Origin of the sequence: Pedobacter gandavensis, from assembly GCF_032678745.1 — a bacterium.
GTDB classification, from domain to species: Bacteria; Bacteroidota; Bacteroidia; order Sphingobacteriales; family Sphingobacteriaceae; genus Pedobacter; species Pedobacter gandavensis_C.
Window position 1 is genome coordinate 1,697,646 of the sequence record NZ_JAVTST010000001.1, and the last position, 15,752, is coordinate 1,713,397.

16 protein-coding genes are annotated in these 15,752 nt (G+C 40.9%); 6 read left to right on the forward strand and 10 right to left on the reverse strand.

The window, feature by feature from the left end; translation table 11 throughout:
• Nucleotides 1–27: 27 nt before the first annotated feature.
• The 3 genes from R2S10_RS06910 to R2S10_RS06920 are packed head-to-tail and all read left to right on the forward strand — an operon-like array spanning nt 28 to nt 2,753.
• Entirely contained in the window at nt 28–906 is an 879-nt protein-coding gene (locus R2S10_RS06910) for an N-acetylmuramoyl-L-alanine amidase family protein (RefSeq protein WP_410478948.1), read from the forward strand.
• A gap of 33 nt (nt 907–939) precedes the next feature.
• Nucleotides 940–1,785, forward strand: coding sequence for an N-acetylmuramoyl-L-alanine amidase (locus R2S10_RS06915; protein ID WP_316839714.1), 846 nt, complete (start codon nt 940–942; stop codon nt 1,783–1,785).
• Between the two features lie 14 nt (nt 1,786–1,799).
• Complete coding sequence (locus R2S10_RS06920; protein WP_316839715.1) at nt 1,800–2,753, forward strand: MlaD family protein; 954 nt, start codon at nt 1,800–1,802, stop codon at nt 2,751–2,753.
• A 121-nt stretch (nt 2,754–2,874) separates the two neighbouring features.
• Here R2S10_RS06920 and R2S10_RS06925 read toward each other — a convergent pair whose 3' ends face one another.
• From R2S10_RS06925 to R2S10_RS06950, 6 genes are all read right to left on the reverse strand, one after another.
• The gene (locus tag R2S10_RS06925) at nt 2,875–4,251 is read right to left on the reverse strand and encodes a sugar porter family MFS transporter (protein ID WP_316839716.1); all 1,377 of its coding nucleotides are present in this window, start codon (nt 4,249–4,251) and stop codon (nt 2,875–2,877) included.
• A gap of 57 nt (nt 4,252–4,308) precedes the next feature.
• On the reverse strand, nt 4,309–6,108 hold the full coding sequence (locus R2S10_RS06930; protein WP_316839717.1) for a class I mannose-6-phosphate isomerase: 1,800 nt from the start codon (nt 6,106–6,108) through the stop codon (nt 4,309–4,311).
• 155 nt (nt 6,109–6,263) lie between these two features.
• Entirely contained in the window at nt 6,264–7,175 is a 912-nt protein-coding gene (locus R2S10_RS06935; protein WP_316839718.1) for a ribonuclease Z, read from the reverse strand.
• The gene (locus R2S10_RS06940) at nt 7,175–7,561 is read right to left on the reverse strand and encodes an STAS domain-containing protein (RefSeq protein WP_062547903.1); all 387 of its coding nucleotides are present in this window, start codon (nt 7,559–7,561) and stop codon (nt 7,175–7,177) included. The genes R2S10_RS06935 and R2S10_RS06940 overlap by 1 nt, the downstream gene beginning before the upstream one ends.
• Nucleotides 7,562–7,740: 179 nt before the next feature.
• A complete protein-coding gene (locus tag R2S10_RS06945; RefSeq protein ID WP_316839719.1) occupies nt 7,741–8,694 on the reverse strand; it encodes a phosphoribosylaminoimidazolesuccinocarboxamide synthase in 954 nt (317 codons plus the stop codon).
• 38 nt (nt 8,695–8,732) lie between these two features.
• Nucleotides 8,733–9,704, reverse strand: coding sequence for a PhoH family protein (locus R2S10_RS06950; protein ID WP_316839720.1), 972 nt, complete (start codon nt 9,702–9,704; stop codon nt 8,733–8,735).
• Between the two features lie 102 nt (nt 9,705–9,806).
• Here R2S10_RS06950 and R2S10_RS06955 point away from each other — a divergent pair, with 102 nt between their 5' ends.
• Genes R2S10_RS06955 through R2S10_RS06965 form a run of 3 tightly spaced genes read left to right on the forward strand, consistent with a single transcriptional unit; the run spans nt 9,807 to nt 11,462 of the window.
• Complete coding sequence (locus tag R2S10_RS06955; protein WP_316839721.1) at nt 9,807–10,586, forward strand: SAM-dependent chlorinase/fluorinase; 780 nt, start codon at nt 9,807–9,809, stop codon at nt 10,584–10,586.
• Nucleotides 10,587–10,596: 10 nt separating this feature from the next.
• Nucleotides 10,597–10,881 carry an antibiotic biosynthesis monooxygenase family protein gene (locus R2S10_RS06960; RefSeq protein WP_316839722.1) on the forward strand — a complete coding sequence of 95 codons (285 nt, stop codon included), beginning with the start codon at nt 10,597–10,599 and terminating at the stop codon, nt 10,879–10,881.
• Nucleotides 10,882–10,901: 20 nt separating this feature from the next.
• Entirely contained in the window at nt 10,902–11,462 is a 561-nt protein-coding gene (locus R2S10_RS06965; protein ID WP_316839723.1) for a hypothetical protein, read from the forward strand.
• On the opposite strand, the gene R2S10_RS06970 is transcribed toward R2S10_RS06965, so the two are convergent.
• The 4 genes from R2S10_RS06970 to rpe all read right to left on the reverse strand — a co-directional run bounded on the left by R2S10_RS06970 (nt 11,442) and on the right by rpe (nt 15,752).
• Complete coding sequence (locus R2S10_RS06970) at nt 11,442–12,686, reverse strand: DUF1015 domain-containing protein (RefSeq protein ID WP_316839724.1); 1,245 nt, start codon at nt 12,684–12,686, stop codon at nt 11,442–11,444. The two genes, R2S10_RS06965 and R2S10_RS06970, sit on opposite strands and share 21 nt — an antisense overlap.
• Before the next feature lie 59 nt (nt 12,687–12,745).
• The gene (locus tag R2S10_RS06975) at nt 12,746–13,696 is read right to left on the reverse strand and encodes a D-2-hydroxyacid dehydrogenase (RefSeq protein ID WP_316839725.1); all 951 of its coding nucleotides are present in this window, start codon (nt 13,694–13,696) and stop codon (nt 12,746–12,748) included.
• 12 nt (nt 13,697–13,708) lie between these two features.
• The gene (gene serC / locus R2S10_RS06980; RefSeq protein ID WP_316839726.1) at nt 13,709–14,773 is read right to left on the reverse strand and encodes a 3-phosphoserine/phosphohydroxythreonine transaminase; all 1,065 of its coding nucleotides are present in this window, start codon (nt 14,771–14,773) and stop codon (nt 13,709–13,711) included.
• A gap of 307 nt (nt 14,774–15,080) precedes the next feature.
• Nucleotides 15,081–15,752 carry a ribulose-phosphate 3-epimerase gene (gene rpe, locus R2S10_RS06985; RefSeq protein ID WP_316839727.1) on the reverse strand — a complete coding sequence of 224 codons (672 nt, stop codon included), beginning with the start codon at nt 15,750–15,752 and terminating at the stop codon, nt 15,081–15,083.

The window sequence follows — 15,752 nt, forward strand, 5'->3', positions numbered from 1 at the left end:
ATGTTTAATCCAAAACGTTCAAAATTAATGAAAAATATGCCATTGCTTAGACCAAATGCAATTTTGATCGTATTTATTTCTTTGATACTAGCTACAACCACTAGTTATCAAGGTTTTACGCAAGAATATAAAATAAAAACCATCGTATTAGACGCTGGTCACGGGGGAAAAGATGGCTCTACAAGAGGGGCTTATTCGACTGAAAAAGACGTTGCCTTAAAGACAGCTTTACGCCTTGGTGCTGCTATTGAAGCCAATATGAAAGATGTAAAAGTGATTTACACGCGTTCAACTGACGTTTTTGTACCACTTTATGAGCGAATTTCCATTGCCAATAATGCCAAAGCAGATCTTTTTATCTCTATTCACTGTAATGATATGCCCATGATCCGCTCCAGCGTGGTAACCGGCTACCGTAAAGGTAAAAATGGCAAGAAAATCCCAATTACAGAATCGACTTATAGAAAAAGTACTTCTACCCGTGGAGTGGAAACCTTCGTTTCCGGAATGGGCAGAATCAATGAACAGGATGAGGTGATCAAAAGAGAAAATGCAGCCATTTTCCTGGAGGAAAACTATAAAGAAAACTATGAGGGTTTTGACCCTAACAATGCAGAGAATTATATTATCCTATCTTTGATGAAGAACACCTTCCGTACCCAAAGCCTGAAACTGGCGAAACTGGTACAGGATGAATATGTAAATGTGGGCAGGGTAAACCGTGGCGTTCAGGAGAAAAGTCTGGCCGTTTTAGCAAGAGCAGGAATGCCCGCCATATTAACAGAAATAGGATTTATCAGCAACCCGGACGAAGAGGATTATATGAACTCTGAAGCCGGACAAATAGAAATTACCAATTGCCTTTTAAAGGCAATTGTGAGCTATCAACATAAGATAGAAGGATAATTAGATTACAAATAAAATTAAGAGTTAAGCCCGATGAGATTGAAAAGAAATGTATTCTTATTTGCCGTTTTATTATTTATAAGTTCAGAGTTTGCTTTTTCCCAAGGATACAAAGTTAAAACGATAGTCATTGATGCCGGTCATGGTGGTGGTAAACCAGGTGCCGCCGGATCTTATTCCGTAGAAAAAAATGTTGCCCTTCAAGTCGCCCTTAAACTGGGTAAGAAATTTGAAGAAGACCTTCCGGAAATCAAAGTTTTATATACCCGAAAAACAGATGTTGATGTCGACTTTTACAAAAGAGCCGAAATTGCAAATGATGCAAAAGCAGATATCTTCATTTCTATTCACTGTAACTCCATGCCAGACCGCCGGGTAGTTGCCGGTTATACAAAAGCCAGAAACGGGAAGAAAGTCCCTAGATATGCCTATGTAAAAAACACAGGAACAAGTGGAACTGAAACCTTCGTTGCCGGAACACATCGCCTTAACGAACAGGATGTTGCCATCAGAGAAAATGCCGATATTAAGCTTGAAAAGAACTACAAGCAAAATTATGATGGATACGATCCCAATGATCCTGAAACATTTATTATACTATCTTTGTTTAAAAATACATTTAGGGATAAGAGCCTAAAACTAGCCCGGTTAATCCAGGACAACTATACAAACGAAAATAAGAGAGTCAACAGGGGTGTAAAAGAGCAGGGAATTTTAATCCTACAAAGGGTTGGAATGCCAGCAGTACTTACCGAGATCGGATTCATTTCCAATCCCGCAGAGGAGAATTATATGAACTCCGCAAGCGGGCAGGCGGAAATTGTAAATGCGATTTTTGATGCCGTAAAGAAGTATAAAAAACAAACAGAAGTAAACTAAGTAAATACACATACGTGAAAATAGCAAACGAAACCAAAGTAGGCATATTAGCAGCCTTTTCAATAGCCTTATTAATCATTGGCTACAACTTTTTAAAAGGCAACGCCATCTTTTCCAGCGAAACCGTATTGTATGCCAGATACTCTCACGTAGATGGTTTGGGTGTTTCTAAACCCGTATTAATTAATGGTTATCAGATTGGCCGTGTAGACGCACTTACCCTTCAACCTGATGGAACTATTATCGCTACTTTAAAAATCAAAGGAAAATACGAAATTCCAAATAATAGTATTGCCCGTCTGGAAAGCATCGACCTTTTAGGTGGAAAAGCAATTGTAATGGCTTTAGGAACTGGTAATGTGTTCGCTAAAGACGGAGATACCTTAAATGCAAATGTGGCCAAAGGTCTTTTGGAAACTGTACAACCGGTACAAAAGAAAGCGGAAATGATCATCGCTAAAATGGACTCGATCCTAACCAGTGTGAATTCAATTCTTAACCCTAACTTCCAGAAAAACGTTGACAAAAGCTTTAACAGCATTGCAGCTACTTTAGCGTCATTAGAAGCTACTTCTAAAAAGGTTGACCATTTGGTAGGTTCTGAAGGTTCAAGAATTTCTTCGATCCTTGCCAATGTAGAAGCAATTACAAACAACCTTAAGAATAACAACGAAAAAATCAATGGCATCCTGAACAACATCAGCACTGTAACAGATCAGGTAGCTGCTGCAAACTTCAAACAAACCATTGATAACGCTAATAAATCTATGGCTGATCTACAAAGTATTGTATCAAAAATCAATGAAGGAAAAGGTACTTTAGGATTACTGATCAACGATACAAAAATGTATGATAACTTAAACAGCGCTTCCAGCAATTTAGATAAGCTGATCATCGACTTAAAAGAAAATCCAAAACGTTATGTACACTTCTCGATTTTCGGAGGTGGTGCTAAAAAAGATAAATAACCGATAAGCTGTTGTTATAACAAACTCAGCTGCTTATTACCAAAAAAGCCTTTCAGTACATACTGAAAGGCTTTTTTTATGATACAAATCCAGGTCATTTGATGACCAATCCATGAGGCAATTAATGAATCAGTTCCTGTTCTATTTCTTCGAGCGACTGCCCCTTTGTTTCCCTTAGATTTCTCTTCACATAGAAAAACGTAAACAGACAAAAGAAAGCGAAAATAAAGAAGGTGCCCGGAATTCCTAAACCATCCCTCATCACTGGAAACAGGAGGTTGACAAACCAATCTGCAATCCACATCGTCATGATACAAATTGATAATGCGCGGCCACGAACTGCCGTTGGAAACAACTCTGTAGCCACCACAAATTTTAGTGGCCCTAAAGAGAAAGCAAAAGCAAACAGGAAGGCAATGATACAGGAAACCAATGCCAGTCCTTTAATCCCCAGCATAAAGCAGATCCCTGTAAGCGCCAATGCAATTGCAGCGATCAAAGATCCCGTTAGATACAATGGCCTGCGCCCCCAACTATCCACTTTCCAAATGGCAATAAAAGTAAACAACACATTGGCCGTTCCCAGAATCATCTGATACAAAAGCGCGTCGTTGGTTACAAATCCCGCAGACTTCAATATCGTTGGCCCATAAAAAATCACGCCGTTAATCCCGCTAAATTGTGCCATTGCAGTCAGCACCATCACGAGGATCAATACTTTCTTTACCGGCCCGCTAAACAAGGCGGTAATCGATCCTGCTACCTGCGACTTAGCCATATTCATTCCGGCCAATTCAACTGCCCCTTCCTGTGCCCCATGAATTCGGAAAAGGATGGTTTTTGCCTGCTCGGCTTTGCCATTTTGCAATAACCAACGCGGGCTTTCCGGTACAAAAAAGATCAGGATACAGAACAACACCGCAGGAATAACCCCTACCAAAAACATTCCTCTCCATACTTCTGATACGAATAACCAATCCATAACAGAAGGGTTATTGATCAAACCTGATGATGTGGCATGGCCTTGCAGGAAATAATTACTGACATAAGCCATCAATATCCCAATCGTGAGCGCCAGCTGATAATAAGTAACCAGACTTCCTCTGTTTTTTGCCGGAGACATTTCAGATATATATAGCGGAGAGATATTAGATGCCACACCTACCCCTACTCCTGCAAGGATTCTAAAAAAGATCAACAGGGCATAATCCGTACTGATCGCAAAACCTATCGCAGAGATGAAGAACAAAAATGCCGCTATAAAAAGTACAATTTTACGCCCGATTTTATCACTCAGGTAGCCAGAAAAGGCCACCCCCACAATACAGCCCAGCAATGCGCTGGAAACAAACCAGCCTTCCTGGGCAGAGGATAAGTTATATTGTAATTTTAAAGGTTCAATAATGCCACTCACCACCGCCATATCAAAGCCAAAGAGAAATCCTCCAAGGGCAGCGATCATAGTAATGAGTAAAAGAAAGGTTTTGTGGTTCGTCATACAGTTTATATTTGGTTTGGTTTGGTTTGGTTTGGTTGATCTTTATTTGGTATTTGCTTATAACTTATCGTCTTTTACGAATGCCTTCAGTACCTTCCCTCTTCCGCTTCCCAAATAGGTCATCGTATATGTTTTTGCTGCTGCCGGCACAACAATTGTTTCCGCATAATTGTAAATGGTACTTTCTCCATGAGCCATGATTTCCAGCTGACTGCCTTCCACCAACATCAAAATATGGCAATGCCCCTTGGTTTCCAACTGTAGTGTTCCCTCCCATTCGTATCGTTCTACATCGTAAAAATGTTCGGGGTGTGTAGGCAAATGCCAATGCTCGGTTGTTGGACTTTGTTGCAGCAATACCGGCTTAGAAATCAGTTCCTCTTGCACTTTATCTCCTTTTCTGGAGAAGTCAATATTCTTCATCCCATGGTCGATATTGATCGGTCTTGGCAGTCCATTTAAATCTTTACGTACCCAATCGTACAGCTTGAAGGTAAAAATATAAGGTGTACTGCTGATTTCCAAAACCAGGTTATTAATCCCTGCACTATGCACTGTACGATTAGGAATCAGGAAGAAATCATGTTTTTTGGAAGGGATAAGTTGTACATGTTCCTCAACATCCAGGGCAGTTCCATTTTCATAACTACTTCTCAAATCCTGTTCAAATGATACCGGATCACTGCTTTCCGTAAAGCCGAGGTAAACGCCCGAATCTCCTTTCTGATCCAGGATATAATAGGTTTCATCCTGAGTGATTTGTTCTCCAAAATTTTCCTGGGCATATTTTAAAGAAGGATGGCACTGAATAGAAAGATGGTCTCCGTCAAAAGTATCGAGAAAGTCGAACCGTATCGGGAAATATGCGCCAAATTTCTCTGCAGCTTTTCCCAGTACTGCTGAGGATGCTGCAAACATCAGCCAATCAAAAGAAAACTCCAATAGCTTTCCCTGATCTTCGATCAGAATACCATTTTCAGGACTGATCAATTCAAATGACCAGGCATAATTAGGAACTGTTTTAGGTAAATCAGGTATGTGTTCCATCATCCAGCTACCGCCCCATATTCCAGGTTCAAACCATGGTCTGGCACGAAATGGATGTCTGCCTAATTCGGCTAATGTAGCCCTGAATATCGCAGCACTCGTCCAGGGGTAAACCTTTCCATGTTGTCCATCTATTAAATAATCTATCTGAGGGAGGAGCGTTGCTTTGTGACGGTTCAATACCGGCCAATCTACAAAATAAAACCGTTTATATTGTATTTTTGGAGCTGCTGTTGCTCTGGCGCCCAGGTTATAAACCCGGCCAGCTCTGGAGCGAAACTGCAACTCATTCTTAGGCAGGTCCAGATAAAGCAATGTCCCTTCCCAACCTGCTAAGGCTGCTCCACTTCCGTAAATTATATTTAATCCCTTCCCAGGAATTAATTCTTGTAATTTCTGAGCATCAAAGAAATCCGCTAAGGTGCCATTAAAAGCCTTTCCAAAGATCGAGCTTTCCCCATCGCTATGAAGGTATGGCGCAATCATGGCCTCAATTGCTGATGCCGGCTTTAAAGCTTCGGCAACATTCAAGAAATTCAGCGGAACCGAGCGCTCGTTTAACAATGCTTTACTATCTGCTACAAAGCCATCCCAATCAATCCCCAGATCGCCATCAACGATCAGGTTTCCTGCTGCCGGAAGCTGGGCAAACAATTCTTCCAAACGCTGACTAATACTGCCCTGACTAATTTTCCTACTCGGATAAATATCATATGGTTTCCTGTGATCCCAGGGCTTATTTAAAGGTAAAAGCTCCTGCTGGGTATTTCTCTCTTCTTTGGTCAGATTTTCTGTAATAGCTATATCCATAATATTTGATGAAGCACAAATATATTACATATGTTCATATGTACATACATAGTTAACTATTATATTTAAAATACTCAGTAATTCACTGAAAAACAAGGCATTAAAATACCACTCGGATACCAGGTATCCGAAAAAATAGCATAAATCAGTAAATTTTAAATGGAGAAGGTGCTGCCTTCCGTAGCGAGTTGCGTGTTTTCAAAAACCTCAACAGCCTCTTCCAATAAAGGCAATAAAGTCTTATATCTGGACGAAAAGTGCCCGATCAACAACTTGGCAGCTCCGGTTTTAATCGCAGTTTCTGCAGCTTGTAAGGCAGTAGTATGGTGGGTTTGATTCGCCCTTTCTATTAACTCATGTAAGAAAGTAGCTTCATGATACAGCGTATCACAGTCTTTTATTTCTTCGAAATAACTTCCATCACAAAGCGTATCAGAACAATACGCATATTTTCTTGGGCGGTCTGAGTCCACGGTATAATCGCGGTTTAGCAAGACCCTGCCATCTGGTAAGGTTAAGTCTACCCCTCTTTTCAACAAAGGGTAATATTCCAATGGTACATTTTCTGCTTCCAGCTTTTCGATCACCACTTTACGCAGTCTTTTCTTTTCGGTAAAGCTGAAGCCTGTACAAGGAATTCTATGGTTCATAATGATCGTAGATACGATGACATCTGAATTTTCTAAAATAGTAGTTGGAGTATCTGCAGTGATGGCTGTAAACTCGATAGGATATCGGATTACGGTTTCAGAATGTTTAAACTGGAGTTCCAGGATTTCCATTAAGGCTGGAGGCCCATAGATACGGATCGGTTTAATCCTTCCATTGAGGTGCATGGTAGACAGTAGGCCGATCAATCCGAAATAATGATCTCCATGTAAATGGCTGATAAATACCACATCGATCTTGCTGGCTTTGAAGCCAAATCGGATCAATTGCTGCTGGGTTCCTTCCCCGCAATCGATCAGGTAAAACTTCTCATTACAGTTTAAAAGCTGCGCACTCGGATTTCTATTGTATACAGGGGTAGCAGAGCTACTCCCCAAAATGGTAACCTCAAATTTCATTAACCCTTATCTACACTCCCCAATAATTCCTTCTCAATCTCTTCCATAAAGATCAGATCCGTTGCCTCGTCTAATTTTGACACAATCACCAGGGACTGGTCCAGGTTAGACATTTCTAATATTTTAGCCAGCACTGGATTGATACCTGTAATGATAAATAATCCATTCGCTTTTTTACATAGTCTATCTCCCACTAAGAGACTGCTTAGATCCTGAGAATCATTACATTCTTTCACTGCGGATAAATCCAGTACAATGTTGTGGTATCCCTCTGCGTTCAATAAAATGAACTCAGACTTTAACTTAGGGGTATTGTCGTTGGTAAACTTAGACTCTCTAAGCTTAAGAACTACATACTTTTCATGCTTGTCAACTGAAAATTTCATGATATTGATTTGTTTATTTGTTATTGCTAAAGTAATTAATTTTATCTGGTATTAGCAGCAATCGGGCTAATAAATTCATCCACAAATTACGGATTGGCAGATTTTGGCTAAAAAATGACAGCCGCCTGCTCCCGGATATGGGGAACAGGCGGCTGTTTTATTCTTGTAAAACCTCAGGATTAGTTTCCTAATAATTGGTTTAGAGATTTAGTCACATTTGCTTCAATACGTTGAATTACATTAGCCGCTTCGTTTTTCACGAAGGTATCACCTGTAATCTGCTCATAAAGCTCGATGTAACGCTCAGAAATAGAGTTCACAATTTCTGGAGTCATTACCGGAACCTCTTGTCCGTCTTTACCCTGGAAACCATTCTCGATTAACCATTTGCGCACAAATTCTTTCGACAATTGTTTTTGAGGCTCGTTTGCATCCTGACGTGCTGCATAACCTTCCGCATAGAAATAACGGGAAGAATCCGGTGTATGGATTTCATCGATCAAAAAGATCTCATCGCCAACTTTACCAAATTCATACTTCGTATCTACCAGGATCAGGCCACGTTCTGCTGCCATTTCAGTACCACGGGCATAAAGCGCCAGGGTATAAGCTTCCAATTGCGTATAATCTTCCACAGAAACAATCCCTTTAGCCAGGATATCTTCTCTTGAAATGTCTTCATCATGACCTACAGCAGCCTTTGTAGTTGGCGTAATGATTGGCTGTGGTAATTTATCATTTTCTTTCAATCCTTCTGGCAAAGCCACACCGCAAACACTGCGTCTACCGGCGCTATACTCTCTCCAGGCATGACCTGCAAGGTATCCACGCACTACCATTTCTACTTTGAAAGGTTCGCAAATACGGCCAATGGTGACCATTTCATCCGGTACCTCGATTACCCAGTTTTGTACGATATCTTTGGTCGCATTTAAAAATTTAGCGCCAATCTGATTGAGTACCTGTCCTTTAAAAGGCACTGCTTCGGGTAATACCACATCGAATGCAGATATTCTATCGGTCACCACCATCGCCATAAACTGGTTGTCGATAGTGTATACGTCGCGCACTTTTCCCTTGTAAAAATTGCTTTGCTTTGGAAAGCTGAAATTGGTTTCTTTAATTGCTGTCATGGTATTTGCCAAAGAGCTGTTGTGTTATTTGTTCTTAATTATTGGATATCGCCGTAGGCTTGTAAAATTCTTTTTACCAGTTTGTGTCGCACTACATCTTCCCCCGTCAGGTAAACAATTTCAATACCAGGAATATCGTCTAAGATACGCAGGGCGTTAAACAGGCCAGACATTGTCTTTTTCGGCAAGTCGATCTGAGTCACATCCCCTGTCACTATAAACTTAGCAGAAGGGCCCATCCGGGTGAGGAACATCTTCAACTGAAGGTCAGTTGAGTTCTGGGCCTCATCCAGAATCACAAAACAGTTATCGAGTGTTCTTCCACGCATAAATGCCAAAGGGGCAATTTCTATGGTTCTATTCTCAATATATTGCTTTAATTTTTCCGCTGGAATCATATCATCCAGGGCATCATATAATGGTCTAAGGTAAGGATCTACTTTTTCCTTGAGATCACCGGGCAGGAAGCCCAGGCTCTCCCCTGCTTCTACGGCAGGTCTGGTCAGGATGATCCTTTTAATTTCTTTATTTTTCAATGCCCGCACAGCCAATGCTACTGCGGTATAGGTTTTTCCGGTTCCCGCTGGGCCGATGGCAAATAAAACATCGTTTTTCGCGATGCTGTCGACCATGCGTCGTTGGTTCGCAGTTCTGGCTTTCACCATTAAACCATTTGTTCCAAATACGATGACCTCTCCACCACCGCCTCCAGTGCTTGCCGGCTTCTCCGCTCCATTTTCAGAAACGGTCCGTTTTCCACTGGAATTCAGGATGGATTCCACATCATTTACGTTCAAACCAAGGTGTTTTTCCAGCTGAGTCAACAAAAGAATATACTTTTGCTCAAAAACTTTAAGTTCTTTTTCATCGCCAAACACTTTCAGTTCAATCCCTCTTGCCACAACTTTAAGCTTAGGAAAAGCGTTCTTAATCAGCTCGTAATGCTCATTATTTGCTCCCCAAAACTGTACCGGATCTACCGATTCTAATGTTAAAATAAGTTCGTTCAAAATATTGTTTTTTAGTAAGAGGTGTATATTTTGATATAAAAATTGAATATTTGTACGCGATTTGCCGCTTACGCAAGATTAAGAATAAATATTCAATTTTTAATGGCCATAATTACATTAACAACAGATTTAGGTTCAAAAGATTTTTATCAGGCTGCCCTCAAAGGTAGTATCCTGAGCATCTTGCCTACAGCCAACATTGTTGATGTAACGCATGAAGTTCCTTCCTTCAATATTTCTTATGCGGCATTCGTTTTAAAAAATGTCTATCCTTATTTCCCTAAAGGCACGGTTCATTTAATCGGAATCGATTCTGTGTTTAGTGAAAACACCCGATATATTGCGTTAAAATACAGGGATCACTATTTTGTGGGGGCCGACAATGGTATTTTTTCTTTATTGTTTGAGGAGCTACCGGAAGAGATTGTGGAATTGAATATCATGCAAGACCTGAAATATCTGCATTTCCCATTGGTAGATATCTTTGTAAAAGCAGCCATTCACCTGGCTAAAGGAGGCAAGTTAAAAGACATCGGAATGCCTACAGATAGTGTAGAAGAACGCATGTTATTAAACCCTGTGATTGAGCGTGATATCATTCGTGGAAGTGTTATTTATATCGACACCTTCTCCAACGTCATCACCAATATTACCAAGGAGTTGTTTACCAAAATCCAACGCAACCGCGACTTTACTTTATACTTCAGAAAAAGTGAGACCATTACCCAACTCAGCTGGCATTACAATGAGGTTCCAGAAGGCGAAAAACTATGTCTTTTTGGCATTAGTAACCACCTGGAAATCGCGATTAATAAAGGAAAAGCGAGTGGTTTATTGGGCTTACACCTCAATGATATCATCAGAGTCGAATTTCATCCTTAACCTTTAACCTATGCTGATCCGTCTGGTAAAAATGCAATTCAATGCTGATTATGTAATGGAGTTTCAGGAGACCTTTAAGGCGGTACAAGCTCAAATCGCTGCATTTAAGGGCTGTAGCAGTGTTCAGTTGCTCCAAGACCAGCAAGAACAAAACATATTCTTTACGATCAGTCATTGGCAGGATGAAGCCCATCTGGAAGATTACAGAGGCTCTAACCTCTTCAGGGAGACCTGGGCAAAGGTAAAGCCTAATTTTGCTGCTAAAGCTGAGGCATGGAGTTTGCTTGCACCATAGCAAGAAACACATACACACATATGATTAAAAACTTCTTATTGTTGCTTTTCCTTGGGTTTTTCAGCCTAAACGCAGCAGCCATTCGAGTAGATACGAGCGCTTACCAATTGCAGCGATTGAAAATCAATGCCTTACTGGCAGAACGAAGCACTAGATTCGGACAATATGACCAAAGTCTGGATGCCCGGACAGGAATATTTGGTTTTCAAACCAAAAGAGACATTAAAAATTCTAATGAGATCCTCCGACAAATTGTCTTAAATGACAACAACATTTTTAAGGAGCTTAAAGTACTGATGGATTATAAAGACCAGGAGGTGAAAAATGTAATCATCAACTCCAATACCACCAATGGTAGAATCCAGAATTACATGCTGTCTATCAAGAAATTACAAGACCACAATCAAGCCTTAAAAAAGGAAATGGCGATCATAGAAAAAGGGAAAACCTCTTACTATTATATCATTTCCTTTCTAGGTTTACTGATTGCCGGAATGGTTTGGTTCGGTTATAAAAAAGGCCTATTTAATGAGTTCGGAAAAAGCAAGAATAAAAGCAACTCAATTAAAGTAATTCGTTAGTAATCCGACTAAAAACTTCGGTTCTACCCATGTTGATTTCGGTGGCATGACGCCATCAGCTTCTGCCACTGCAATCACCTGGTCTACGGAAGTAGGAAATAGCGTAAAGGCGATAACAAACAAGCCATTGTCTACTTTCTCCTGCAATACCTCCCCGCTAGTCCGTCCACCTTCAAAGGTAATCCTTGCGTCCGTTCTCGGGTCTTTAATGCCCAGGATCGGTTCTAAAATAAAGTGCTGCAAAATGCTCACGTCCAACACCCCTACCGGATCATTTTCATCATAGATAGTTGGCTTAGGCTGGAGGGTATACCATTGTCCGCTGAAATACATTCCAATTTCATGTAAATGCTTTGGCTTAACGGCTTCCTGCACTGGAATCACTTCAAAACTTAGTTTTAAAGCCTCCATAAACTGTACTTCCGTTAGGGTACCCAAATCTCTAACCAACCTATTAAATTCCAGAACCTTTACCTCTTCTGTATTCATGTAGACCGTAGTGAAATAATTATAGAGTTCTGATCCCTTGTGCTTTCCGGCGTTTAAAGCTTGTTTCTGCAAGCCCATTTTAGCCATAGATGCTGCACGATGGTGACCATCGGCAATGTACACCACTGGAATTGCGGCAAAAGCAGCCACCATTTCCTGCAAATCCTGTGGATCGGCAATTGCCCAAACCCGATGTTCCGTTTTATCAGCAAAGACAAAATCAAGCGCTGGCTCTGAGGCTATATATTTTTTGATCAATCTATCGATGGTCTCATCAGGATGGTAAGTGATCAAGACCGGATTAGCATCCAGGCCAGTTTGTTGGAGGTAATCTGCCAACAGCTTTTCTCTTCTTTCTACCGTAGATTCGTGCTTTTTGATGCGTCCTTCCAGGTAATCATTGATGTGCGTAAGCGTCCATATTCCAGTCTGGCATAAGCCATCGTGCAATACCTGATACACATAAATTACGGGTACGGCTTCTTTTTCCAGATAATGGTGGTCCAGAAAACCTTCAAAGTTCTCGGCAATTTTCTTGAAAATCAGTTCTTGTCGGGTTCCTCTGAGGTAAGGATTGTCCAGTTCGGGATTGATCAGGTGCAGAAAGCTGCAACTGTTCTCGGAAGCGATCAATCGTGCTTCCCCGGAGCCATAGTGTTCCAATGGACGGGTAACCACCTTTGATTGCAGGTGTGTTGCAGGTTTTAATCCGCAGAAAGGCTTTATATTTGGCATAGGAGGAGGAGGAAATGAGGTGCCCAATACTTAGGGCACCTCATTAAAAGCTATTGATACTATTTATTAAAATGCTCAATAATCAGGTTGGCTAATTCCACACCGATACGTTCTTGTGCTTCATTAGTAGCCGCACCAATATGTGGCGTTAAAGAAATCTTAGCATGTTGAAGAATAGCTGCTGCAGGCGTCGGTTCATTATCGAACACGTCTAAGCCTGCGAAAGCAAGTTTACCACTGTCTAAAGCAGCGATTAAAGCCGCCTCATCGATGGTACCACCTCTTGAGCAGTTCACTACACCAACACCTGGTTTCATTTGCTCAAACTCCGCAGCACCTAAGATAGGTTTGTCTGCAAAAGGAGTATGTAAACTGATGAAATCGCTGTTGCTGATCACTTCTTCTAAGGATACTGTTTTCACTGGAATATCAACTTTTATACCACCTTGAAGGTTCAATGTTAAGTTTCCTTCGAAAGGGAAAAGGTCATAAGCCAGTACATTCATACCCAGGCCTAAAGCTACTGTAGCAGTTTCTCTTCCGATTCTACCGAATCCAATGATACCGATTGTTTTACCTCTCAATTCTACCCCTTTAGCGTATGCTTTTTTAAGTGCATTGAATTTAGTATCCCCTTCTACCGGCATTTTTCTGTTGGAATCCTGTAGGAAACGAACACCTGTAAACAAGTGTGCGAATACCAATTCTGCAACCGACAAAGAAGATGCTGCTGGCGTATTGATTACCGCAAGACCTTTACTTCTGGCGTAATCAACATCAATATTATCCATACCTACACCACCTCTACCGATCAGTTTCAGGTTAGGGCATTGGTCTATCAGTTCCTGACGAACTTTTGTGGCACTACGTACCGTGATTGCATCGTAATTTTGTAAAGCCTCAGCAAGTTTATCCTGAGCTACAGTTTCTGTATCTACTACAAAACCTGCTTGTTCCAATAAGGCTTTACCGATAGGATCGATCCCATCGTTGGCAAGTATCTTGATCATCAATTTTATATTTTATTGGTGTTTCTCTGCAAAAATCTGCATTAATTCAATTAAAGTATGTACGCTGGTAATTGGCAAGGCATTGTACATAGAGGCTCTGAAACCACCTACGCTTCTATGACCTTTGATACCTTCAATACCATTTTCTTCTGCGAATTTCAGGAATGGTTTTTCCAGTTCTGGATTTTCCATTACGAAACATACGTTCATTCTTGAACGATCTTCTACAGCACAAGTACCTTTAAACAACGGGTTTCTATCGATCTCCGCGTATAAAGCTCTTGCTTTTGCAATGTTTTCTTTTTCAATCTCAGCAACACCACCTTTAGATTTCAACCAACGAAGGTTTAACATCGCTACGTAGATAGAAAATACCGGAGGGGTATTATACATAGAACCACCTTCGATATGCACTTTATAGTCTAACATAGAAGGAATCTTTCTACCTGATTTACCTAAGATCTCGTCTTTCACGATCACTACAGTTAAACCGGCAGGGCCGATGTTTTTCTGGGCACCAGCATAGATCAGGTCGTATTGAGCAACGTCGATCACTCTGCTCATGATATCAGATGACATGTCGCATACTACAGGAACACTAGTTTCCGGCAGGTCGAACATTTCCGTACCATAAATGGTGTTGTTGGAGGTACAATGAAAATAAGCACTATCTTCAGGGATGCTATATCCTTTAGGAACGAAGGTATAGTTTGATGATTTTGATGAAGCTACAATGTTTGCAGTTCCAAAATTAACGACCTCTTTGATCGCCTTGTTTGCCCATACTCCTGTCTCCAGGTAACTGGCTGTTTGGCCTTCAGGCAATAAGTTCATAGGAACCATTGCAAATTGCAAACTCGCACCACCTTGTAAAAAGAGAACGGAATAACCGGCAGGAACATTTAACAATTCTTTAACCAACTTCCCGGCCTCTTCCACTACACCTTCAAATTCAGGTGTGCGGTGTGAGATCTCCAGAATAGACAAGCCGTCTTTAAAATCAAGTACTGCTTGTGATGCTTGCTTGAAAACTTCCTGTGGTAGGATACAGGGTCCAGCGCCGAAATTATGTCTCATTTTTATGTTTATTTTTATTGGTTGTAAATGTAATATTTTATATGATTTAATGATTCTAATTTTTGAACTTAATGCAGATTTAGCGCTTAATCGAGCTGCCAGTTAAACAATTAGCTTAAAAATCATGATTACAAAAAATGCCAGGGATTTCCTGTTGCGCTGTGTAGAAAACAGCGGTTAATTGCAGGGGGAAGGGTCTTTAAACCCAAAGGGAGTAGAGAAAGAATAGATGCTGTTTTGGCTTAATTCCGGAATCAGAAAAAAGAAAAACAGCAAGGTTCAGAAGCTGAATTAAGAAGGATTTATTTTAAACTATAAAGCTCCCTGTATTCAGATTTTTCATTTCAGCAATCATAGCTGTTGGATCCGGCGCTCCGAATATGGCATTTCCGGCTACAAATGCCGCAGCACCTGCATCGATTAAAGCTTCCAGGTTGTGAATCCCTACCCCACCATCTACTTCGATGATCAGTTCCGGGTTCAGTAAGGCAGCCATCGCTTTTAGTTCTCTTAGTTTGTTCAGGGTATTGGGGATAAATTTTTGTCCGCCGAAACCAGGATTTACCGACATCACCAATACCAGGTCCAAATCTGCAAGGATATCTTTTAACAAAGCCACAGGCGTATGCGGGTTAATGGCTACGCCAGCTTTACATCCTGCTGCATGAATCGCTTGTACAGTTCTGTGAAGGTGTACACAGGCTTCGTAATGAACCGTGATCACTGCAGCACCAGCTTCAGCAAAACGTTCGATATACTGATCCGGGTTAACGATCATCAAATGAACATCCAATGGTTTTGTCGCATATTTTTTAATGGCTTCCATCACTGGGAATCCGAAAGAGATATTCGGTACAAAAACTCCATCCATCACATCTACATGAAACCAATCTGCTGCGCTGGAATTGATCATTTCAATATCACGTTGAAGGTTTGCAAAATCAGCAGAGAGTACAGAGGGTGCGATGAGGTGTTTCAT